General features: G+C 42.0%; 18 protein-coding genes. 13 read left to right on the forward strand and 5 right to left on the reverse strand.

Features of this window, described 5'->3' with window-relative positions:
* Positions 1-136: 136 nt before the first annotated feature.
* Positions 137-1882, reverse strand: coding sequence for a DNA repair protein RecN (gene recN, locus NCWK1_RS11585; protein WP_103124823.1), 1746 nt, complete (start codon positions 1880-1882; stop codon positions 137-139).
* A 366-nt stretch (positions 1883-2248) separates the two neighbouring features.
* Between recN and NCWK1_RS11590 the strand changes: the two genes are divergently transcribed.
* Entirely contained in the window at positions 2249-4240 is a 1992-nt protein-coding gene (locus NCWK1_RS11590) for an ABC1 kinase family protein (RefSeq protein ID WP_103124824.1), read from the forward strand.
* A gap of 193 nt (positions 4241-4433) precedes the next feature.
* A complete protein-coding gene (locus NCWK1_RS11595; RefSeq protein ID WP_096578058.1) occupies positions 4434-4781 on the forward strand; it encodes a con-10 family general stress protein in 348 nt (115 codons plus the stop codon).
* Positions 4782-4890: 109 nt separating this feature from the next.
* Here the strand turns inward: NCWK1_RS11595 and NCWK1_RS11600 are convergent, their stop codons facing one another.
* The 3 genes from NCWK1_RS11600 to NCWK1_RS11610 form a co-directional block, all read right to left on the reverse strand.
* Entirely contained in the window at positions 4891-5712 is an 822-nt protein-coding gene (locus tag NCWK1_RS11600; protein WP_103124825.1) for an NADPH-dependent oxidoreductase, read from the reverse strand.
* 86 nt (positions 5713-5798) lie between these two features.
* On the reverse strand, positions 5799-6911 hold the full coding sequence (locus NCWK1_RS11605; RefSeq protein WP_103124826.1) for a sulfonate ABC transporter substrate-binding protein: 1113 nt from the start codon (positions 6909-6911) through the stop codon (positions 5799-5801).
* A gap of 192 nt (positions 6912-7103) precedes the next feature.
* Positions 7104-7358, reverse strand: coding sequence for an RRXRR domain-containing protein (locus tag NCWK1_RS11610; protein ID WP_096578064.1), 255 nt, complete (start codon positions 7356-7358; stop codon positions 7104-7106).
* An 883-nt stretch (positions 7359-8241) separates the two neighbouring features.
* Here NCWK1_RS11610 and NCWK1_RS11615 point away from each other — a divergent pair.
* The 10 genes from NCWK1_RS11615 (at position 8242) to NCWK1_RS11660 (ending at position 20307) form a co-directional block, all read left to right on the forward strand.
* Positions 8242-9279, forward strand: coding sequence for an NADP(H)-dependent aldo-keto reductase (locus NCWK1_RS11615; RefSeq protein WP_103124827.1), 1038 nt, complete (start codon positions 8242-8244; stop codon positions 9277-9279).
* Positions 9280-9333: 54 nt separating this feature from the next.
* A complete protein-coding gene (locus NCWK1_RS11620) occupies positions 9334-10458 on the forward strand; it encodes an aryl-sulfate sulfotransferase (protein WP_103124828.1) in 1125 nt (374 codons plus the stop codon).
* Between the two features lie 113 nt (positions 10459-10571).
* On the forward strand, positions 10572-11237 hold the full coding sequence (locus NCWK1_RS11625) for a glutathione S-transferase family protein (protein WP_096578070.1): 666 nt from the start codon (positions 10572-10574) through the stop codon (positions 11235-11237).
* Positions 11238-11427: 190 nt separating this feature from the next.
* Positions 11428-12336: a YihY/virulence factor BrkB family protein gene (locus NCWK1_RS11630; protein ID WP_103124829.1), complete on the forward strand. Its 909-nt coding sequence runs from the start codon at positions 11428-11430 to the stop codon at positions 12334-12336.
* Positions 12337-12442: 106 nt separating this feature from the next.
* Positions 12443-12949 (forward strand): DUF4112 domain-containing protein, encoded by a 507-nt coding sequence (locus NCWK1_RS11635; RefSeq protein ID WP_096578074.1) that lies wholly within the window; start codon positions 12443-12445, stop codon positions 12947-12949.
* 19 nt (positions 12950-12968) lie between these two features.
* Positions 12969-13916: an alpha/beta fold hydrolase gene (locus tag NCWK1_RS11640; RefSeq protein ID WP_103124830.1), complete on the forward strand. Its 948-nt coding sequence runs from the start codon at positions 12969-12971 to the stop codon at positions 13914-13916.
* A gap of 141 nt (positions 13917-14057) precedes the next feature.
* Positions 14058-16142 (forward strand): S-layer homology domain-containing protein, encoded by a 2085-nt coding sequence (locus tag NCWK1_RS11645; protein WP_103124831.1) that lies wholly within the window; start codon positions 14058-14060, stop codon positions 16140-16142.
* Positions 16143-16270: 128 nt separating this feature from the next.
* Entirely contained in the window at positions 16271-17005 is a 735-nt protein-coding gene (locus NCWK1_RS11650; RefSeq protein ID WP_096578080.1) for a hypothetical protein, read from the forward strand.
* A gap of 537 nt (positions 17006-17542) precedes the next feature.
* Entirely contained in the window at positions 17543-18877 is a 1335-nt protein-coding gene (locus tag NCWK1_RS11655) for an alpha/beta hydrolase family protein (protein WP_096578082.1), read from the forward strand.
* Positions 18878-19047: 170 nt separating this feature from the next.
* Positions 19048-20307, forward strand: a complete 1260-nt coding sequence (locus NCWK1_RS11660) for an alkaline phosphatase PhoX (RefSeq protein WP_096578084.1) — start codon at positions 19048-19050, stop codon at positions 20305-20307.
* Positions 20308-20418: 111 nt separating this feature from the next.
* Here NCWK1_RS11660 and NCWK1_RS11665 read toward each other — a convergent pair whose 3' ends face one another.
* Positions 20419-21288 (reverse strand): TauD/TfdA dioxygenase family protein, encoded by an 870-nt coding sequence (locus NCWK1_RS11665; RefSeq protein ID WP_103124832.1) that lies wholly within the window; start codon positions 21286-21288, stop codon positions 20419-20421.
* A gap of 261 nt (positions 21289-21549) precedes the next feature.
* On the opposite strand from NCWK1_RS11665, the gene NCWK1_RS11670 reads away from it, so the two are divergent.
* Positions 21550-22239, forward strand: a complete 690-nt coding sequence (locus NCWK1_RS11670) for an S-layer homology domain-containing protein (protein ID WP_096578088.1) — start codon at positions 21550-21552, stop codon at positions 22237-22239.
* Positions 22240-22316 lie beyond the last annotated feature (77 nt).

The following is a 22316-nucleotide window of genomic DNA, read 5'->3' on the forward strand; positions in this document are numbered from 1 at the left end:
ATGAAATTATTTCTCGGCTAAGTAAAGTACATCTTGATAAAAGACAAGAAGCGCTTAGGCTAGGGATTGAAGACGAGTATTTTTACTTGTTACTTTTTAAAATATGTGTATAGTCTACTCATAAAATCACCTATGCCTATAATTCTTGGCGGCGGTGGTTAGCGGCTTGTAATAACAAAGACTCGGCAAAAGCGATCGCTTCTGTTGCAGATTTACCCCCGGCTAACTGCGCTAGTTCTTCCCGGCGTGTATTGATGTTATCTAAATAAGTGACTCGCACAACGGTACGCTGTTCTGTACTGCCGTTGTTAGTTTTCTTACCTTTGCCTTGAGTAATAGTTTGCTTATCAACCCGGAAATGACGGTCAGCCATTGCTGCCACTAAAGGTTGGTGTGTAACACATAATACTTGATGACTTTGACCGAGTTGGTGTAATTTTTCGGCGATCGCTTGGGCGACTCTCCCAGAAACGCCGACATCAATTTCATCAAATACCAATGTCTCGGCGGAGTCGGCTTGAGAAAAACAAGCTTTCAGCGCCAGTAAAAAGCGGCTCATTTCCCCACCAGAGGCAATTTCTGTTAATGGTTGCAATGGTTCGCCAGGGTTGGGACTGAACACAAAGGTGATTTTGTCTGCACCCGCCGCAGTGGGGACGATGGGTACTATTTCCACTTGAAACTGGACTTTTTCCATCGCCAGCGGTTTGAGTTCGGCGATCAACCGGGATTCTAAATTATTCGCAGCTTGACGGCGTAGTTTAGTTAACTTTTGGCAAGCTTGGGTAAGTTTATCAAAACAAGTTTTTTCTTGCTGTTCCAAACTTTCGATAGAATGTTCACTATCGTTGAGTTCGGCTAATTCTTGTTGAATGCGTTGGTAGTAGGCGATCGCTTCTGTGAGTGTCGGCCCATACTTGCGGCAGATTTGCTTTAATTCCCGTATTCTTTCTTCTACTTCTTCTAATCGTTGCGGATCAGCTTCTAAACTATCCCCGTAGGCGTTAATCTGTCTTCCTACTTCCACAACTGCGGTTTGTGCGTCTCTCACCAATTCTAATAATGATTGCAGTTGGCTATCATATTCCACCATGTCATTTAAGGTGGCTTCGCTGTCTCCCAATAAGTCGGCGGCGGCTGGTGTGTCTCCGTCGTTTTGATACAAAGCCTGATAAACTTTGTAACTCATCTGTTGTAAATCAACGACGTGATTTAACCGTTCCCGTTCTTGTGTGAGTTGTTCTAATTCTTGCGGTTCGCTGAGGTTGGCTGTTGTCAACTCCTGCACTTGATATGTCAGCAAGTCGAGTTGTTGCAGACGTTCCCGTTCTGATGTGCGACGTTTTTCTAAGGCTAAATGGGCTTGTTGGTAAGCATGATAAGCGGTCGCAATTACTTGACGTTGTTTGATTAAAGCATCGCCACCATACACATCCAACCATTCCCGAACTTGGGCAGATTGTCCTACTTGAACCGTTTGACCTTGGGCTGTAATTTCTACTAGGCGATCGCGCAATCCTACCATGAGTTGCCGATTCACTAACACACCATTCACCCGCGATCGGCTGCGAATATTACTACCTGTGGCTGTAATTTCTCTACTGATAATTACTGAGTTCTCATCTATTAAATCTATTTCCTGTTCAGTTAACCAAGCAGCTAAAGACTGATGAGATTTAAAAGTTGCTTCTACCATTGCGCGGTTTGTCCCAGTGCGGATCACTCGACTGGAGACTTTACCACCCAAGGCCGCATCAATCGCATCTAAGATAATCGATTTTCCTGCCCCGGTTTCACCTGTTAAGACATTTAACCCAACGCCAAATTCTAGTTCCAGTTGGTCAATCAGGGCAAAGTTTTCAATTCGCAGACCAAGCAACATCAAGCTTTTCCCCCGTTAGTGCTGAGTGCTGAGTTACCGAAGTTTGCTCAACGGGGAAAACCCCCCGCACGCAACTTCTCGCTGAGTGTGCTATTAAAAAAAGAATCTTGAATATGGAGTACGGTAAGCACTCACTGTCTTGACTCAGCACTTTCAACTCAGCACTTAAAATGGAACTAGTACGTCTTCAGTGTAGCAAACCTAGCCTTTGCCTCTGCTGGTGTAAATAAATATTTTGAGTAGTAGTAGCCACAACATTCTTATGCGGAAAATGCTAATTAAGCTGATCCCCAATATTAGGGATGTTGATGGCTAAACATATTGTTACAATACTTAACATGTTCCATTCGACTGGTGGCTTTCTTCATGATGGTTAAGACACTTCCCCGAACTTCCCAAACGATTGAGGGCGAACTACATAAGACTGAAGTCGTATCAGACAATGGTACACAAGCTTTGGTTGTCAGAACGCCTAGTCAGTTAATCCAAAACGCCGAGTATGAAGCGATCAAGTACAATCCTTTAGATGTTGCGGCGCATTATCGAAAAAGACCGCTACAAGTTTTGCAGCGAATTGCTACGGTATTGCAACCAACTCTAGCCTTTGCTTTTGGGGTGTGGTGGGATAGTAAACGGGGAAAAGTTGTTAAAAATGATCGTCGCCGCGCTGTGCAACTGCGAGAATTATTGACGCGACTGGGGCCTGCTTACATCAAGATAGGTCAAGCATTATCCACCAGGCCCGATTTAGTACCACCTGTTTATTTAGAAGAATTAACTAAGTTACAAGACCAGTTACCGCCTTTCCCGAATGAAATTGCTTATCAGTTTATTGAAGAAGAACTAGGCGCACCACCAGAAGAAATTTATACTGAACTTTCCGTTGAACCCATTGCGGCGGCTTCCTTGGGACAAGTTTACAAAGGTAAACTAAAAACAGGTGAAGAAGTTGCCGTTAAAGTTCAGCGCCCTGATTTAAGAGAAAGAATTACGATTGACTTGTATATTTTGCGTCGCATCGCTGGTTGGGTACAACACAACGTCAAACGGGTGCGGAGTGATTTAGTCGGAATTTTAGATGAATTAGGCGATCGCATTTTTGAAGAAATGGATTATATCCATGAAGGTGAAAATGCCGAACGCTTTTTTCAATTATATGGTCATATTAGAGACATATACGTCCCAAAAATTTACTGGGAATATACCAATCGTCGCGTCCTGACGATGGAATGGATTAACGGGACAAAATTAACCCAGACAGCAGAAATTAGCGCTCAAGGTATAGATGCACGTTATTTAATAGAAGTTGGTGTCCAGTGTTCTTTGCGACAGCTACTAGAACATGGATTTTTCCACGCCGACCCGCACCCAGGTAATTTATTAGCCACCCCAGACGGGAAATTAGCTTATCTCGACTTTGGCATGATGAGCGAGATTCAGCCACCCCAAAGATATGGTTTAATTGAGGCGATCGTTCACGTAGTCAACCGTGATTTTGAAGGTTTAGCCCAAGATTACGTCAAACTAGACTTTTTAACACCAGACACAGATTTAACCCCCATTATCCCCGCATTTGCCAGAGTATTTGCTGATGCTCAAGGTGCGAGTGTAGCAGAACTCAACATTAAAAGCATCACCGATGAACTCTCAGCGTTGATGTATGAATATCCCTTCCGCGTTCCTCCCTACTACGCTTTAATTATTCGCTCTCTGGTGACATTGGAAGGAATTGCAATCTTTATCGATCCTAACTTCAAAGTTCTCAGTGAAGCTTACCCTTATGTTTCCAAACGTCTGTTAACTGACCCCGCACCCCAATTAAGAACATCACTGCGAGATTTACTATTTAAAGAAGGCAAATTCCGCTGGAATCGCTTAGAAAATTTGTTACGCAACGCCCGCAATAATGAAGACTACGACTTTAATTTAGTTTTAAATCAAGGTTTAGATTTTCTCTCTTCCGAACGTGGAGCATTTATTCGTGACCGATTAGTAGATGAATTCGTCAACGGAGTTAATGCTTTAAGTAAAAATGTGCTGCACAACTTCACTTACTTACTCCGCGAACGGGTAGGTTTAACAGCAGTTAACGAAACACAAGCCGCAACAGTCGAACAACAACAGACTTTAGAGCATATCAAAAACATTTTGCAAATTCTTCAAGAAACCCGTGGTTTTGACCCAGTACAAATGGCTCCTCAGTTTGCCCAATTATTAGTTAATCCTGGTGTGCAGCGTTTAGGTCAGCAAATTGGGACGCGTTTGGTGCAGAAGTCTTTAGCACATTTAATTCGGGAGTTATTAGCAGCAGAAGATATTGAACAAATCAGAACCCCAAGAGAAGGAGTTAATGTTTAAGTAGTCTGCAATTCAATTTTTATCCTCAATAACTTAGGTTATATATCTTAAGTGAGGGCTTGGTCTGACATGATTCTCTCCTATGGCCAATGAAAGCTGCTTTTTAGATAGCTAAATTGAGAACGTGTATCAACTAAAAGTTTTTACTGACTGCAAAAGTCAAAAACTATAGTTCATTACCAGGAGCATTATTATGTCAGATACTAGCAAACGCGGCTTTGCTTCTATGGATGAAGATAAGCAACGCGAAATCGCCAGCAAAGGCGGACACGCAGCCCATGAAAAAGGTACTGCTCACGAATTCACTTCGGAAGAAGCTCGTGAAGCTGGTCGTAAAGGTGGCGAAACTGTCAGCCAAGATAGAGAACACATGGCCGAAATTGGTCGTGAAGGTGGAAAACACTCTCACGGTGGTGGTCGCAAGAAACAACAAGATGACGCTGACGATACAGAAGATATTGAATCCAAGGGTACTCAGGGTGGTACAAGCGAACAGCACGCTGAAGCAGGTCGCCAAAGCCACAAGAACAAGAACAAATAGTTTCTTGTTAGGAATTGTACACAAAGATTAATTGCTGTAAGGGTGTAAGGGTATGGGAGTGTAAGAGTTTTTCTCTTCTACATTCTTAGACTCCTACACCCTGATCTTTTTATCGTAACTGAAAACCAAGGTTATTTAAGGCTTCTCGTAAGCGATCGCGCCCTCTTAAAGAGTCTAAAGTTGCAATGCGCTCCGATGAATGTTGTGACCAATCCCCAGCAATATTCATCTGTTGTTCAGTATAAAATTGTTTGATGATGTCGTTGTAGTGGGCGATCGCTTCATCTTGTTCGGCTAATTTATAAGTTTCCCGATGCAGCACGGCTGATTGCGGTAAGCGCGGTTTAATGGCCGCATTCACTTCGGGATTTGGATAACCCACACATAACCCAAACACCGCATATACAGAAGAAGGTAAGTTGAGGATTTGTGCTACTTCTTCGGGGCGGTTGCGAATCCCGCCGATGTATACTGTTCCCAAGCCGAGAGATTCAGCTGCGATCGTGGCGTTTTGTGCAGCTAAAGTAGCATCAACAGTCGCCATCACAAACATTTCTAAATAGTCTAGAGCTTCGTGGGCAATGCCGCGACTGTCAGCTACATAACTCAACCGCGCCAAGTCTGCTAACCAAACCAAAAATAAAGGTGCTTGTCGGATGTGTGCTTGATTTCCCGCCAATTTGGATAGTTCTTCTTTGCGTTGGGTATCTTCGACTGCTACCACACTCCAAGTTTGCAGATTTGAAGAAGTAGATGCAGACTGCGCCGCTGTCACCAAAATTTCTAGGGTTCCTGGCGGTAGAGGATTGGTGAGATAAGAACGGATGGAACGGTGCGATAGCAATGTTGTGAGTGATTCATTCCAATCAATTTCAGAATTAAAAGGAAGTTCACCGTAGCGCGATCGCAATAGTTCTGTAGGATTGCTCATAGGTAATGATAGAGGATAAGTTTAACCTAATAGTTGCACAGAATTCAGTAATAGAATTCTGGCTCCTAAGTTCTGAATTTTTTGTGTTAAACCTTTGGTGAAAATGCTGCATATTGTTCTTTGGTTAATACAGCATCTCTGACATTCACCTGTTTAGGTATCAACTTCAATTGATAATAGGTATCTGCTACTTGTTGTTGTAAATTGATCAAATTGTCATCAATTGGCACTACCCCAAAACTACGTCTACTGGTTGCCTTTTGCATAGTTGCTAAATCAATCCCTAACACAGGTGCAAGAGTTTGTGCTACTTCTTCTCGATGCTGTTGTGACCATTCTTCGAGTTTTTGAATTTCTTCTAGAATTGTCTTCACAATTTGAGGATTTTCAGTGACAAACTTACGGGTTCCTAAATAATATCCCCCTTGTTTATTAATACCTGTGCCATCAACTAAAACCCTCGCTTTAGTTGCCTCTTGTGCTGCTGCATAAAACGGATCCCAAATTACCCAAGCATCTACACTACCTTTAACAAATGCTGCTCTTGCATCTGATGGTGGTAAATATTTTGGCTCAATTTCACTATATTGCACTCCCCCTTTTTGCAGAGCTTGAACTAGTAATAAATGAGCGCTTGAACCTTTTTGAAAGGCAATTTTTTTACCTTTCAGATCACTCAATTGCTTAATTGAAGAATTTTCTGGGACAAGAATTGCTGAACCCGCTGGACTAGGAGCAATACCAGCAACGTAGGTCAATGCGGCACCTGCGGCTTGGGCAAATATTGGCGGTGATTCTCCTACATGACCAAAGTCAATGCTACCCACATTCATTGCTTCTAGTAGTTGTGGCCCTGCGGGAAATTCAATCCATTCTACCGATTTACCTTCTGGTGCAAACCGCTTTTCTAATACTCCTTTAGCCTTCAATAAAATCAGTGATTTTTGATAACCAAATCTGACAATTTTTGCTTCTGGAGGTGCAGAATCACTAACTGGATTGGCATTACTATTGGCAGAATTAACATTTGATGGTGATGAGCAAGCCGCAAATATCAAGCTCAAACAAAGACCCGTAATGAAAGCTCCTGTGATGGGTAAAGGCGCATGATGAAAGCGGAATTTAGGTAATGAAATATTGCTAAATTGAATGAGCGATCGCCACCTAGCGATTAAGTAGCGATATATCAAGCTAATCATCAAAAATGTTTCTCCAAATCTTTTTAACTACTATAAATCTATAAAGTTACAGTTGTATACTATTAAATTAGGGGAAGTTCACAAAATATCAGGAGTGATAACTTTCAAACTCCCCTGTTTTCCCATATAAAAATCTTGGCAGAAGAATTCAGAAGCTAGAAAAAATTCAGACTGAATTCTCTGAGTTCTGCGTTATCGATTACCACGCTTAGAAAAGGGACTCATATCAATCCTCGTTTTATTTTTTATGGCACTAACGGCAATTAGTTGAAGTGTAAAGCCAAGTTGCTCTGGTTTGATTTGCGAAAAAGACTCTTTCAAAATAATGGTGAAGGGATATCTTTGGAAAACAGATGCTTTCCCTTGAGATAACAATGTCCTTGCATGGCTGATACGCACCGGAGATAGCGGTTGTTGATCAGCATCGAGAATTAAAACTTTAGTCATAAGTTAAAAAATAGTTTCAGGTCAAGTTACTAAGCTCTCTTAGTCACAAAAGTGCGATCGCATTTTCTCAATCCATAGCCTAGTTATTCCAGCCTCGGAGTCATCCACAAGCTATTGTGCTATCTGTGTGATGTCGCATACTACTGTTTTTCAGAAGAAACATGAGAGGCTAGAGGTGAACTCCAGCACTCTCCTTAGAAAATTACCGCCCATTTAGCTGTGATATCGTGTCCTTAACAACGGTTTGTCGAGCGACTTATCGTTGTATAGAGTACATGCAAAAGTTATCACAGGCAAATCGAAAAAGCAAGCTAATTGACAGAGTGTTGTGATTGGAAAAGACCCACAGTCAATCCCTAATACCGTTTCACTTTAAGTTTGATACAAGTAGACCGCAGGGGGGCAGAGGAAAAGAGTAAACAACCAATGAATTTGTATCAAGATTTTCGTGAAATGGTATAAGCTCCTTCAAATACAGGAAACATCTGTCTTCCAAGTCTGTGGGAAGAGTCAAAAAGGCAAAATTCTTAGCCCTACTCAAGTTATATAAACTTTTGTAACTGAAGTATCTCTATAACTTTCTGGTACAATCTACGATAACTAGACCGATTTATAGTAGCTTACAAGATAAGCCTTAACAAATCATCCAATGAAAGCCATTATCCTGAGTAGCTATATGTAAACTTTAGACTTGAGTTTATAACATCAAATCCTGAAAAATATATCAGGTTAATTTATGTTTCATTTACTGGTGAAATATCAAAATATTAACAGTTGACATAATCACAATGATAATCATTAAATTAAAAAGTAAATAATCTAAAAAAACAAAATATTCTAAGAATATTTTCACAGTCAAGCCATCAATAAAAAACACAAAAACATGCGTTATAATCAATTAGGCGAAAGTGACATAAACGTTTCAGAAATTTGCCTCGGCACTATGACTTATGGGCGGCAAAACAGTATTGAAGAAGCCCATCAACAACTAGAATATGCTATTGCTCATGGGGTTAATTTCATTGATGCTGCGGAAATGTACCCAGTGCCGCCTAGCGAAAAAACCTATGGTCTCACAGAAACATACATTGGCGAATGGTTAAAACATCAGCAGCGAGATAAAGTTATCGTCGCCACTAAAATAGCTGGCCCAGGACGCGGCTTTAAATGGTTACGTGGAGGAGCAGATGCAATTGAGCGCGATAACATTAAACAAGCTGTAGATGATAGTCTAAAAAGATTGCAAACAGACTATATAGACCTTTACCAAATTCACTGGCCCGACCGCTATGTACCACGTTTTGGTCAGACCATTTTTGACCCCACCCAGGCTAAACCATCAGTTCCCATAGTAGAACAACTAGAAGCCTTTGCTGATGTCATCCAAGCCGGAAAAATTCGTTATCTTGGGTTAAGTAATGAAACTCCTTGGGGAGTCACACAATTTAGTAATGCTGCCAAACAATTAGGATTACCAAAAGTTATCTCCATTCAAAATGCCTATAACTTACTCAATCGAGTATTTGATGGAGCTTTAGCTGAAGCAGTTTATTACGAAAACATTGGTTTATTGGCTTATAGCCCTTTAGCATTTGGCTTTTTAACTGGTAAATATCTCAACGGCAAACCAGAAAATACAAGAATTACATTGTTTGAAAACTTTGGTCAAAGATATCTGAAACCCAAAGTTACTGAAGCAGTAGCAGCTTATGTGGAACTAGCCAAACGCCATAAACTTAGTCCCACACAACTAGCTTTAGCATTCGTGCGGAGTCGCTGGTTTGTGACTAGCACAATTATTGGTGCAACAACCTTAGAACAACTCCAAGAAAATCTAGAAAGTGTGAACTTAGTTCTCAGTAAAGAGATTTTGGCAGAGTTGGATGCAATTAACACTCAACATCCCAACCCAGCACCTTAAAAGTTTTGAATTCTGTGATTTGAATTTAAACATGAGCAATTTCCCAGGTAGAATATGACGATCGCCAAAACATTTGTTGAACAAAATACTATCCGCCGTCGGGGTACTGGCTTAAAAGCTTACAATCCTGAGAAAGCCTTCAAAGGATATACACTCTTTACACCACTAACAGGTGATGGAGAAGTCTATCTTTTGAACTTGCAAGGAGAAGTAGTACATCAATGGAACCTACCTTATCCTCCAGGTTTATATGGTTATCTCTTACCGAATGGCAATCTTTTCTATAACGGTAAGACACCAGAAATTCCCCCACGTTTCCCTTTATGGTCAGCCTTTAAAGGTGGCGTAGTCTTAGAAGTAGACCCCAAAGGCAATATCATCTGGGAATATCAGCATCCAGACCATCATCACGATGGACGCAAACTCCGCAATGGGAATGTAATTTTATTAGCCATTGAAAAGATTCCCCAATCTCTGGTTCCGCGCATCAAAGGCGGTGTAGCGGGAACAGAAGCAGATGGTGATATCTATGCTGATGTACTTTACGAAGTGACTCCCGCAGGCGAAATTGTCTGGACTTGGCACGCCTACGAACACCTCGACCCCGAAAAGTTTGTCATTACTCCCCAAGACCAACGCCATGAATGGACTCACGGGAACACTGTCGGGGAACTGGCGGACGGCAATATTATCGTCAGCTTCCGTAATATATCCACAGTCGCCATTATCGATCGCCAAACGGGAAATATCATCTGGACATTGGGTGATGATGTACTAGCACAACAGCATTTTCCTAACGAATTACCTAACGGCAATATCTTGATTTTTGATAACGGCGCACATCGTCGTCATACAGCGCTAAATTTCTCTCGTGTGATTGAGGTAAACCGTCAAACTCAAGAAATAGTTTGGGAGTATACCGATAGCCCGCCTCACAACTTCTTTAGTTCATATATATCAGGAGCGCAACGCCTTCCGAATGACAACACGTTGATAACCGAAGGCGCTTATGGACGCATATTTGAGGTGACTGGAGAAGGGGAACTAGTTTGGGAATACGTCAACCCACATTTTGCAGCTCGTAACGTCCCTGGAGAGAAGTCGTTAGTAGCTCGTGGAGAGCAGAATTCAGTTTTTCGCGCCTTCCGTTACGCACCTGAAGAAGTGCCTTGGCTGTAGGGAAGCAAAGGGCAGGAGATAAGAAAGGTTTTCTGTCTCTGTCCAACTAACAGATTTGGGATGAATCTATCTCAAAGCCGACTAAAAATTCCTATTCACAAAGGAAAATCAACATGGCTGAAGTCAAAATATATAGTGCCGTCGTTTGTCCTTTTGCTCACCGTTCTCGTCTGGTACTGCAAGAAAAGGGTATCGACTTTGATTTGATTGAAATTGATTTGCAGAACAAGCCAGCAGGATTTACAGATATTTCCCCTTATGGAAAAGTACCAGCACTGGTACATGGCGATCGCCGCGTTTGGGAATCTGCTGTCATTAATGAATATCTGGATGAGGTGTTTCCCAACCCATCGCTTTTACCCAACAATGCTATAGGTAAAGCCCAAGCCCGCATCTGGATTGATTTTGCAAATACTAGATTTGTACCAGCTTTTTCTAGCCTCTTGCGGAGTCCAGATCTGCAAAAACAAGAAGAAGCGAAAAAAGAACTCTACAAACATCTAGAATTCATCGAAAACGAAGCATTCGGGAAGTTGTCGAAAGACGGCCCCTATTGGTTTGGTGAATCTGTAAGTTTGGTAGACTTCACCTTTTTCCCTTGGTTTGAGCGCTGGGCTGCACTGAAAAAATACCGTGATTTTCCCCTACCTGCGGAGTTTGCCCGTCTGAAACAGTGGAAACATGCACTCAAAGAACGAGAATCGGTAAAAGCGATCGCCAATTCAAAGGAATTTTACATAGAGCGTTATGCTAAATTCGCTACACCTGTAGCTGTCTAGCTATCTTCTGAACTAGAAATCATTAGATAACATCGGTGCGGGGAAATTCTAAATTTCCCCGCCTCTTTCATATCTACGTCGATAGATGATAAAACTTAGACACCAGTAAACTTTTAACTCTGTAACCTGTAACCTATCACCTGCTATAAGTTATTGTGACATTGTGCTTGTGAAGACTTAATAGCTAGTTATGCCAAAGCCGCGTTTTGTCCGTTTTTTTCGCCATCTGAATTGGCGCACCCTCAAAAAAACCTTTGCCCGGACAATCGAACGACGACTATTAGGACTGGCGGCTGAAATTGCCTTCAATGCCATGTTATCTTTATTTCCGGCTATTTTGGCAGTACTCACGGCTATCGGCTTATTGGCAGAATCTTTACAAGATACCTTTAGGCAAATGGCAACTTTGTTGAGTCAAGTTGCACCAGAAGAAGCAATGATTTTGATTCGGGACTTTGCCAGTAGAGAAATTGCCCATTCTAAGAATAGTAGTTTATTTTCTCTGAGTTTTGCGATCGCTATTTGGACTGCTTCTGGTGCAGTCAGTACGGCGATGACTGCATTTGATCAAATCCATCAAACTCCATCACAAAATAGCCGCCCTTTTTGGCAAGCTAAACTGATCTCGTTAGGTTTAACATTTGGTACTATTGTACTGTTGATGTTGGCTTCATTTTTAGTCTTTGTCAGTGACTTAGTGTTGACCATAGTAGTGCATGAGCATCATTCTTTACTTTTCTTGCAGCACCTTTGGCAGTTGTTACGCTGGCCTGTGAGTTTAAGTATTGTTGCCAGCGCCTTTAGTTTTATTTATCGCTATGGGCCTAGTGTGTGGAATTCCGGTACACCCATTATGCCAGGAGCAAGTTTAGCCGCGATTTTTTGGGCAATACTCTCATCACTGTTTCGGCTTTATGTAGCCAATTTTGGCAACTACAATAAAGTTTATGGTGCAGTTGGGACTGTCATCGTTTTAATGTTGTGGCTATGGATGAGTGCTGCTGTTTTACTCATAGGCAATCAATTAAACGTGATTGTTGGCGAAGATATGCACTACCAGAAAGTAGGAAGCGACGAAGCCGGGGAAAAGAACAAATGACCGTTGACTCAGCACTTGTAAATTAAGTATTAGGACAAACTCTTGTCAAATTGCCCAGCAGCAGTAAAATATTGAACGGTTCAACATCAAAGAAGCGATCGCTTGAATGCCTGATTCTTCCTCACGGTTTCCTCAAATTGATCCTGACGCTCAAGCACCTTCCTTGAGGCGGCTGCGCCAGTTAAGTCGCGTTATGGATAAAGCCATCACTATTCCCGGCACAGAAATTAGTGTAGGTTTAGATCCACTGTTGGGGCTGCTACCGGTGGGTGGTGATGTTATAGGATTGGTATTTTCGAGCTACATCATCTTAGAAGCCGCACGATTAGGCGCTACTAAAGCTACTTTAGGTCGAATGATCTTGAATATCATCATTGATAGCTTGGTAGGTAGTTTACCTGTAGCCGGAGACTTGTTTGATTTTGCTTGGAAATCCAACGAATATAATCTCAAACTGTTAGAAGAACATTTAAAAGTTCCTCGCAGTACACACAAAGCAGACACTTGGTTTGTGTTAGTAGTTTTATTAGGCTTATTATTACTAGGCATTGTTTTAATTACAATCCCAGTGCTATTGATTAGCACTCTGTGGCGAGTAATAACTGGTGGTTAGATATTAAATTAGTAAAAGAATGAAAGATTGGTGGCAAGCAACTTTTCCGCAAGGGCGACAAAGTTTAATTATTACTGATGCTCAAGGATATCCTGTACAAATTGCTTATGGAGAAAAAGGTACAGGTAAGTCCTTAATTTTAATGCACGGTATGGGTAGCTGGAGCTATAACTGGCGTTATAGTGTTGAACCACTATCAAAATATTTTCGAGTAATTTGTTTTGATGCTAAAGGCTTTGGATTTTCTGAAAAACCTTGCCTACGTCGAGAACATGATGGGCATCAAGTGATTGAATTAGAACGTATTATTCAAGCATTATGTGATGAACCTGTTGTGCTTGTGGCAGAGTCTTTAGGAGGTTTAGTTGCTTTAGCCCTAGCGCAAGAAAAGCCAGAATTAGTAGCACGGTTAGTCGTAGTTAATGTACCGATTTTCGCTGACCGCTTACCCCATTGGGCAATGTCAATTTTGGCTCAGACTCCAATAGAAGTATTGCAAACAATAGATTCATTACGTTTAGCTTATTTATTCGCGCCCCTAGTGAGAGAAATCATGGCGATCGAACGGCGTAGAGTGCTATTTGATCCATCAATTTTGTCCCAAGAAGATGTGCATTGGATAACTTATCCTTTTACAGAAATTCCCGGTACTTTGGTAAAAGTTGCCGAAGATTTACAACTAGCTGCGCGAGAAATTGAAAACTTGCAAAGTAATAAACCGAATATGCTGAGTAGAATTCAAAATAAGCTATCTAATATTGAGTGTCCCACGCTAATTTTATGGGGTGATAAAGATAGTTGGTTTCCTGCTAGTCATGGAGAAAAACTACATAGATGTATTGCCAATTCCCAGTTTCAAATTCTGTCTGATTGCTATCATGATGCTTCAACAGGTTCAGCAAAAGTTATCAATGCGGCAATTATAGAATTTTTACAGAAAACAAATTTTGTTTCAGCCAGAAGATGACAAAGTTTTTTGCGTCAGTCCGATTTGGGATTTTTCATCAACCAATTCCAAATCTAAAATTTAAAATCTCAAATTATTCTGCCGCCTGCGATAAGTTATTATTCATGCCGTGACATTTAAACACTCGCAGCTCAACAACCAATGGTAAACTCCACCCTCGTGGCCACACTCTATGTCAACCCTGTAACAGGCAAAGATACAAATGATGGTTCACGGTTGAGTCCGTTTAAAACCCTCACCCGTGCGTTAAGAACCACAACACCGATAATTATTCAGTTGGCACCTGGCAATTATAGCGCCGCCAATGGTGAACAGTTTCCCTTGGTGTTGACTGCGGGAGTAACAGTTATTGGTAATGAAGTTAATAAAGGCGCAGGAATTATCATTTCTGGGGGTGGGGAATATCAAAGCCCAAGTTTTAGTGTGCAGAATATTACGTTATTGCTGCTGGGTGATGCCAGTTTGATGGGTGTGAGTGTGACTAATCCTATTCCTAAAGGCACTGGGGTATGGATAGAATCATCAATTCCCTACATGGCTAACAATACATTGCTGAATTGTGGACGGGAAGGAATATTTACGACAGGTAATGCCAAAGCAGCCATTTTAGATAATGTGTTTGTCCAAAATGCTGCCAGTGGATTGTTTATGGCGCGTAATAGTAAAGGGGAAATTTTACGCAACACGTTTCAAAAAAATCCTTTGGGGATAGCAGTTACCGACTCAGCCGCCCCATTAATTGCCAATAATAAATTATCAGAAAATCGTACTGCGATCGCACTGTCTCGTGATGCTCGTCCGGTATTACGGCAAAATTTAATTATCAAAAATGCCCAAGGTGGTTTGTTAGTCAATGCGAATGCTATGCCAGATTTAGGTAATAGCCAAGATGCTGGCGCGAATATCTTTCAAGATAATGGCGAGTTTGATTTACAAAATGCTGCCGCCCAACCCCTCATTTCCGCAGGTAATCAGTTAAATCCGACTTTAGTCAAAGGACAGGTAAATTTCATCGCCGCTACCGAAGATAGTCCGAGAATAGTTACCGGGAGTAGCAGTTTTCCTGATTTAGTGGGACACTGGGCGGCAGTGTTTGTGCAAGCCTTAGTCAGTCGAGGCGCAATTAGTGGTTTTCCTGATGGCACTTTTGGCCCAAACGCCCCAATTACTCGCGCCCAATATGCGGCTGTGCTGGCGAAAACCTTTCAGTTACCCAGCAGCAAATCTAGCAAATTTCCCGATGTGAAACCTGATTTTTGGGCAGCTTCAGCTATTTCTAGTGCTGCGGATGCTGGATTTATTAGCGGGTTTCCTGATGGGACATTTCGCCCAGGCAATAATCTCACTAGAGTACAGGCAATTGTATCTATTGTTAATGGTTTAAAATTTGGCGGTGGCACTCCGAATGTATTAAGTGTATACCGCGATCGCGCCCAAATTCCCAGTTATGCTACTAATGCAGTCGCCGCCGCTACACAAAAACTCATCATCGTTAACTATCCCCAATCTGACCGATTAGAACCACTGCGAGAAATTACCCGCGGTGAAATGGCCGCATTAATATATCAGGCATTAGTCGCCAACAGCAAAGAAAAAGCGATCGCCTCACCTTATATTGTCAGTCCCGATGCCGAAGTTCCTACCTTTGCCGACTTAAACCGACACTGGGCGGAACCATTTATTCGCGCCTTAGCCAGCCTGAATTTAACCCACGGTTTCGCTGATGGTAGTTACCAGCCAGATAAACCCATGACTCGCGCCCAATATGCAGCTTTAGTGGCGGCGGCTTTTAACCCCACTCCCAAACGCCCAGCCATTGAATTTATTGATGTCCCCCAGAATTTTTGGGCATACAAAGCTTTACAAATTGCGGCAAGTGGGGGCTTTGTGAGTGGATTTAGCGATCGCACCTTCCGCCCCGATCAAAATGTGCAAAGATTACAAGTGATTGTTTCTCTGGTCAACGGTCTCGGCTTACCCGCAGCCCAAAGCAATATGTTACTTCCTTACACTGACAGTAATACTATTCCTGACTATGCCCAAAAAGCGGTGGCAACTGCTACACAACAAAGAATTGTTGTCAACTATCCCCAGCCTAATTTACTCGCCCCCACGCGAGAAGCCACAAGGGCGGAAGTAGCTGCAATGGTTTATCAAGCCTTAGTAGCTATTAACCGCACACCAAATATTAATTCCCCCTATATTGTTTCGACAGCCAAGAGTTGACCAAGTAAAATGAAAAACACTGCTTATCCACTTGGAAACTCTTGTTTACCAACCCTATAGCTAAAAACACGCTAGGCTATAGGCGATGGGTCGAAAATTTATACCTGTTGCCGCAAGCCAATAGTCCCATGTTTACCAAAACGCCAGAAACTTCTGCCGAATTGGCAGCTGCTCTACTTATTCATTACAGTTTCGACCTCAGCGGCTATAGTGCCACTGAGCTAGTTAACCGTTGGCAAAATCAATATCCTCTAGATTGGCTGCACCTAGCAGTCATTGAAGCGCTTTATCAAGGTCGCTATAAAGCCATTTCTGTACAGCAAATTATGGCATTTTGGCAACGCCGACAGCAGCCTATATATCATTTCAATATGGAATTTGAACGCCTGATTTGTAGCAAATTCCCAGAAATATTAACGGCGCTGACTACACCAGCCTTACCACCTGCTCAAGAAGATATTAGCTCAGAAAATGTAGCGAATGTTGCCAATTTGGCAACAACACACTCATCGTCTGCTGTTGATGATAAATATCAGCAAAGCTACAAACGAACAGAAACATTATCGAGCCGAGTAGATAGTCAACGAGTCAAAAACATTTTGGCATCTTCAACATTGAGCCTTCCAGCCACCGAGGTTAAACCCAGGCTGAATTCACAACCAATGCTTCCCAGCCGTCTTCCATCATCAAACCCTGACAAACAGCCAAAACTGCTGACATCTACAGTCAATCATCCCCCAATTGACCGCTTTACGCCCCAAACAAGCGATCGCTCCGAGTCATTCACCTCCAAACTCAAAGCGATTTCTCACGAAAAGCCTCAACAGGTTTCGCCCCATAGACAACTGGAACAAAGTTGGTAAATCTCACACTAGGAGATTTTAAATTTGTGTCTCTGCTGTGATTGTGAGCCTGCATAGATAAAATTGTAGGTATAAATTTTTTGGGCGATTTTGCATATTCAACAGGCGATCGCACCTGTAATATTATTTTGGATTTTGCAAGGTTGATGGATTAAGTTTTTCAGAAATCCATCCATCGTAATTATTGTTCAAATTAGTACAAGCATAAATAAAATTTTATTTATTTTTAAATTAAACTTATACTAATTTTTACTAAAAAATTAAGTAATCAGTTTAATTTGTCTATAGCAAAATCAGTTTTTCAATTATTTAAATTTCTGAATATTGCTGAATTGAGATATAAATCCGTGTAGAGACGTTGCGCAATCACGTCTATACAAAGATTTTCATCATAAGTAAAATCATTTTTATCAATAAATTCAGCAGCGCCAAATAATTTTTAATTCTGACATTTATTTGATTGCAGATATCTCCGCAATCAAATAAGTGAATTTTTGCTGTGAAAAAATTTATGCCCAAAAAACAAACATTTTTCTTATGGTTCAAGTCAGTTTTAATATTTGGGGTAACGGTGCGATTAACCGTTCAGGGCGGATTAATACCGATGCACCGACATACACGATTATTCACGGCTATCAAAGCACTGCTGGGAACGCTGGTAATAACTATACACCCGCAGATTGGGTAGTAAACATTGCCCAAACCATTCGACAGCGCGAGTCGAATGCAAACATCATTTTGGTAGATTGGGAAGCAGGGGCTAGTTCCTTATATTATCCAACTGCTGCTGCCAACACGCGGGATGTAGGTAATCAGTTAGCTACTTACTTAAGAAATAGCGGCGTAGATGCAACTGATATTAATCTCATCGGTCACAGTTTAGGGGCGCACGTAGGGGGGTTTGCTGGCTCTGCTTATCGTGCTTCTACAGGGCGTTCGATAGGACAAATTGTCGGACTAGATCCAGCCGGGCCAGAATTTGAAGGCGCAGCAACAGGCGATCGCTTAGATCCCACAGATGCGACTCGCGTGACAGCCATACATACCAGTGAAACTCTCGGTTATGATGCGCGATTGGCTACCTTAGACCTCTATATTAACTGGAATGACCTTTTCCAACCAGGACAAATTAGTTTTGTGGGTAATCATAGCTATGCCCATACTTTGTATACACAGTTACTTCAAGGTAATAGCTTTACTCAGTCTAACGGCACTCTCTTGAATTTAAATACAGTCCTCAATGGTGGGTTTCTGGGTGAGAACTATAACAGCACGAGCAATAATAAAGTAATTGTTGCCCTCAATCTTTTAGGTACAACTGGTAATGATGTTCTGTCGGGTGGTGCCGCTAATGATACCATCCGGGGTAATGCCGGCAATGACCGGATTACAGGTGGCGACGGCAATGATTTATTGTATGGCGATAGTGGGAGCGATCGCCTCAATGGTGGACGCGGTAATGATTCTGTCTTTGGTGGGACTGGGAGCGATCGCTTATTTGGTGATGATGGTAACGACGTACTCACAGGTGCAGATGCAGCATCTGGTAGAGGTTTCGGTGAAATTGACCGCTTGACTGGGAGTCTTGGGAGCGATCGCTTTGTCGTTGGTACTACCACAGGTGTCTTCTACAGCGATGGGAATACCAGCACTTCTGGACTAGGCGACTATGCCCTAATTACTGATTTCAATACCTTAGAAGACACAATTCAATTATTTGGTGCTATATCTAGCTATAGCTTGGGATCTGTACCGACTGGTTTACCTACAGGTACAGCCCTATTCCTGAATGAAAGTAGTCTGGAACTAGTGGCTATCATTCAAGGCTCAACCAGCCTCAGCCTGAGCGCCAGCTATTTCGTCACCGTCTAAATCTCAAAAACTGTCATCTGATAACAGGCGGGATGATAGTTTTTAACTGGGTATTACCTAGCTTTTATAAGGTTATCTTAGCTGTCTCTTAACATTCATCACTTAAAACTCCTGAGTAGCGACTAGCAATTAAGTCGTCAGCAAATTGTACCCAAATTCAGGAGAACATAGTGACTTTATCAAGGCGGAAATTTTTTACTCTAGCTGGAACCGGAACAGCTGGTGCAGTTCTCTTATCGCCATTACAAGCTTTTTATGCCCAACGCACTTTAGCGGCCGGGCCTTACGGTGCTTTGCAAACTGACCCTCTAGGTGTCTTAGATTTACCCGCGGGATTCTCTTACAGGAGATTATCAGAAACAGGGCAAACCATGACCGACGGCTATACAGTTCCTGGGGGACATGATGGTATGGCCGCCTTTGCTGGAGCCAATGGTAATACAATTCTGATTCGGAACCACGAACTCACGCCCACTTCGAGCAATGGTTTGAATGCTCCTACTGGTAGCAAGTACAACACCAGCGCAAGAGGTGGTTGTACGAAATTGGTCGTTAATTCTTCTCGCAACTTGGTAGAACATCGGGGAGTCCTAGCGGGAACTATTCGCAATTGTGCTGGTGGCCCTACACCTTCAGGGTCTTGGTTAAGTTGCGAAGAAACCTTTGAAACCAATAACGGCAAAAAGCATGGTTATGTGTTTGAAGTTCCTAGCAGCGCCAATACTTTTGTTACTCCAGTTCCTCTAACCGCTATGGGGCGTTTTAATCACGAAGCTGCTGCTGTAGACCCCAACACAGGGTATATCTACATGACGGAAGACCAGCCAAATGGACTGTTCTACCGCTTCGTTCCCAATAACATTAACAATCTGAGTGCTGGTGGCACGTTATACGCCTTAAGGATTGTAGGGTCGTCTGGAATCAACACCGCTACAGGTTTCCCCAAAAATACACCTAGGTCGGTGAACTGGGTACAGATTACTAATCCTGATCCCACCTCTGATACTGTCAGAACAGCAGGGTATAACAGCGGTGCTGCGAGGTTTTCTGGTGGGGAAGGCATATTTTATGGCAGTGGTTATGTCTACTTCACTTGTAAGAGTGGGGGTAGTACTGGAGATGGGCAAATCTGGCGTTATTCACCCACTAACAATACCGTTGAGCTATATATTGAACCTAACAATTCTGGTGTGCTAGACAATCCAGACAATATTGTCGTTTTTCCCAATCGAGACATCTTTCTTTGTGAAGATGGTGATGGTACTGATTTCATCGTGGGTATCACGCCAACCGGCTCCCTCTATAAATTTGCTCGTAATCGCTTGAATAGCAATGAATTTGCTGGAGTTTGTTTCTCACCTGATGGACAAACTATGTTTGCAAATATACAAACCCCAGGAATCACTTTTGCGATTTGGGGCCCCTGGTAAAATTAGCGCTTAACCCTTTAATTCATGCGCCTCTGTAAGCCAAATATAATTCATTTAACTTACAGAGGCACGTAGAAAATATCAACACAATTCGCACAAATGCTTTCAGCTTTAGACAATTTGGGTCTTATCCACGGCGGCAACACGTAATGCCACACGCTTATACTTACTGCCATCATAAGGAATACCTGCGTGCATAACTTGTGAGTTATCCCAAACAACTAAATCTCCAGGCTGCCAAACATGAGCGTAAACTGGCGTACATTCTAAAATTCTTTGAAATAGTTCCTGCCAAAACTGTTTCGCCAAACTCAGGTCATCTTCCATGCCTACAGCTATTGATGTGTCTGAACCTAGATATAATCCTTTGTGTCCAGTTACTTTATGAGTTGAGACGATAGGATGCTTTTTCATTGGCACATCAGACCCTAGCTTATAAGTTCTGGGCGGCAGATGATACATAGACATTTGCTCTAATTGCCGCCGATATCCAGGTTCAAGATTTTGATAAGCTTCTACCATGTCAATAAATTCGGTAGTGTGGGGTTTGCCATCCAGTCCTTGTACTGGTATTTCCACCCCGTACAACATCACCACATACAAAGAATTCATATCTAGACCGTCTGTTCTGGGCAGATGGTCTTTATCATGATGCCATTGCCAAGCAAATTGTCCGATGATTTCTGGAGAGCTTTCTTTGGGATTTCCTAAAATAGATACACCAGGACTTTGCAAATCTGGGTGAATATCTGGATCTAGAGATTTCGGCAGATACTTAAAGCCTGACTCGCCAAAAGTATGGTTGGTAAATTCCTGCAATTGTGATGCCGTCATGTTTTGATTTCTGACGACAATTACCCCATTCTCCCAAAGCGATTGTTTAAATTCCTGTCTTTGTTGGTTTGTGAGTTCCCTTAAATTGCCACCTTGTAATACTTCCGTACCTAGCCTCGGATGTTGCTTAAATGTGTGTTGCTGCATTCTCAAACTCCTTTTTAGATGATTTTTGTTTTGTTTATCAGATATCGCTTTACTACAAAAATTATTGTGAGCTACAGTTTGCTGGTAACTGGTAACTGGTAACTGGTAACTGGTAACTGGTAACTGGTAACTGTAATCTTCAACTCAGCTTCGCAACATTTCTTAATTATTCTGCGTCATCATCAGATGGGTAAAATCTAAAATCCAAAATCTAAAATTGTTTGACAGTTTGTTGTATTTATAAATGAGTATCTGAAAATAATGAGAAATATCAGCCAGTACTTTAGTGCTATTTCTTTAGTTGTGCTACTCCAAAGTTTTCCTCTAAGTGTTCAGGCACAATCAACAGAAACTCCTTCTCAGACAAGCTCAGATCCCATTCAACAGGTAATTAAAGCCCAATGGATGACAAATTCTGCCGATGGCAATTTTTATCCTGAAAGATTGCTGAGTCGGGCAGAATTAGCCTCAATTATGGTGAAAGTCTTTCGACTAGATAAACGACAAGCTGTTAGTCAAGAAAACGTTGTAATTGCCGATGTCCCAGCCTCTAATCGGGCATTTAACGATATTCAGATAGTCTTAAAAACAGACATTATGAAAGGCTATCGGGGGAATTTATTTTTTCCCAACCAAAGAGTAACCAGGGCAGAAGCTTTAGCCATATTTGCCCAAGCTTATGGTGTATTTCAATTTGATGATAATACTGTCAATGACATTCTCTCCTCTCATCCTGATGCTACATCAATTCCCACCTGGGCGAGAAAAGCGATCGCGACTGTAGTCTCAGAAGGATTTGTCAACACAGATAGCCAAGGTAATATTTCTCCATTACAACCTATGACTCGTGGGGATATGGCTTACGTATTGAGTAAATATTTGCAACGCCAAAGACAACTACCAGATACACCAGAAGTGCCGAGTGTGCCTGATAATACAGTTTCCCCTTAGTAACCGAGGTAACTTACCCATATTCCCAAAATTTACGCAATTCAACGAAAAATTAATGGTTTTGCCAATTTTACCGG

Origin of the sequence: Nostoc cycadae WK-1, from assembly GCF_002897135.1 — a bacterium.
GTDB lineage: Bacteria > Cyanobacteriota > Cyanobacteriia > Cyanobacteriales > Nostocaceae > Nostoc_B.

Excerpts from the sequence above, each read along its gene's own strand:
- NCWK1_RS11605 (WP_103124826.1), bottom strand. The coding sequence starts at position 6,911 with ATGATTAGCTTGATATATCGCTACTTAATCGCTAGGTGGCGATCGCTC.
- NCWK1_RS11615 (WP_103124827.1), top strand. The coding sequence starts at position 8,242 with ATGCGTTATAATCAATTAGGCGAAAGTGACATAAACGTTTCAGAAATT.
- NCWK1_RS11610 (WP_096578064.1), bottom strand. The coding sequence starts at position 7,358 with ATGACTAAAGTTTTAATTCTCGATGCTGATCAACAACCGCTATCTCCG.
- NCWK1_RS11620 (WP_103124828.1), top strand. The coding sequence starts at position 9,334 with ATGACGATCGCCAAAACATTTGTTGAACAAAATACTATCCGCCGTCGG.
- NCWK1_RS11670 (WP_096578088.1), top strand. The coding sequence starts at position 21,550 with ATGAGAAATATCAGCCAGTACTTTAGTGCTATTTCTTTAGTTGTGCTA.
- NCWK1_RS11650 (WP_096578080.1), top strand. The coding sequence starts at position 16,271 with ATGTTTACCAAAACGCCAGAAACTTCTGCCGAATTGGCAGCTGCTCTA.
- recN (WP_103124823.1), bottom strand. The coding sequence starts at position 1,882 with ATGTTGCTTGGTCTGCGAATTGAAAACTTTGCCCTGATTGACCAACTG.
- NCWK1_RS11665 (WP_103124832.1), bottom strand. The coding sequence starts at position 21,288 with ATGCAGCAACACACATTTAAGCAACATCCGAGGCTAGGTACGGAAGTA.
- NCWK1_RS11645 (WP_103124831.1), top strand. The coding sequence starts at position 14,058 with ATGGTAAACTCCACCCTCGTGGCCACACTCTATGTCAACCCTGTAACA.
- NCWK1_RS11595 (WP_096578058.1), top strand. The coding sequence starts at position 4,434 with ATGTCAGATACTAGCAAACGCGGCTTTGCTTCTATGGATGAAGATAAG.
- NCWK1_RS11635 (WP_096578074.1), top strand. The coding sequence starts at position 12,443 with ATGCCTGATTCTTCCTCACGGTTTCCTCAAATTGATCCTGACGCTCAA.
- NCWK1_RS11655 (WP_096578082.1), top strand. The coding sequence starts at position 17,543 with ATGGTTCAAGTCAGTTTTAATATTTGGGGTAACGGTGCGATTAACCGT.
- NCWK1_RS11625 (WP_096578070.1), top strand. The coding sequence starts at position 10,572 with ATGGCTGAAGTCAAAATATATAGTGCCGTCGTTTGTCCTTTTGCTCAC.
- NCWK1_RS11630 (WP_103124829.1), top strand. The coding sequence starts at position 11,428 with ATGCCAAAGCCGCGTTTTGTCCGTTTTTTTCGCCATCTGAATTGGCGC.
- NCWK1_RS11640 (WP_103124830.1), top strand. The coding sequence starts at position 12,969 with ATGAAAGATTGGTGGCAAGCAACTTTTCCGCAAGGGCGACAAAGTTTA.
- NCWK1_RS11590 (WP_103124824.1), top strand. The coding sequence starts at position 2,249 with ATGATGGTTAAGACACTTCCCCGAACTTCCCAAACGATTGAGGGCGAA.
- NCWK1_RS11600 (WP_103124825.1), bottom strand. The coding sequence starts at position 5,712 with ATGAGCAATCCTACAGAACTATTGCGATCGCGCTACGGTGAACTTCCT.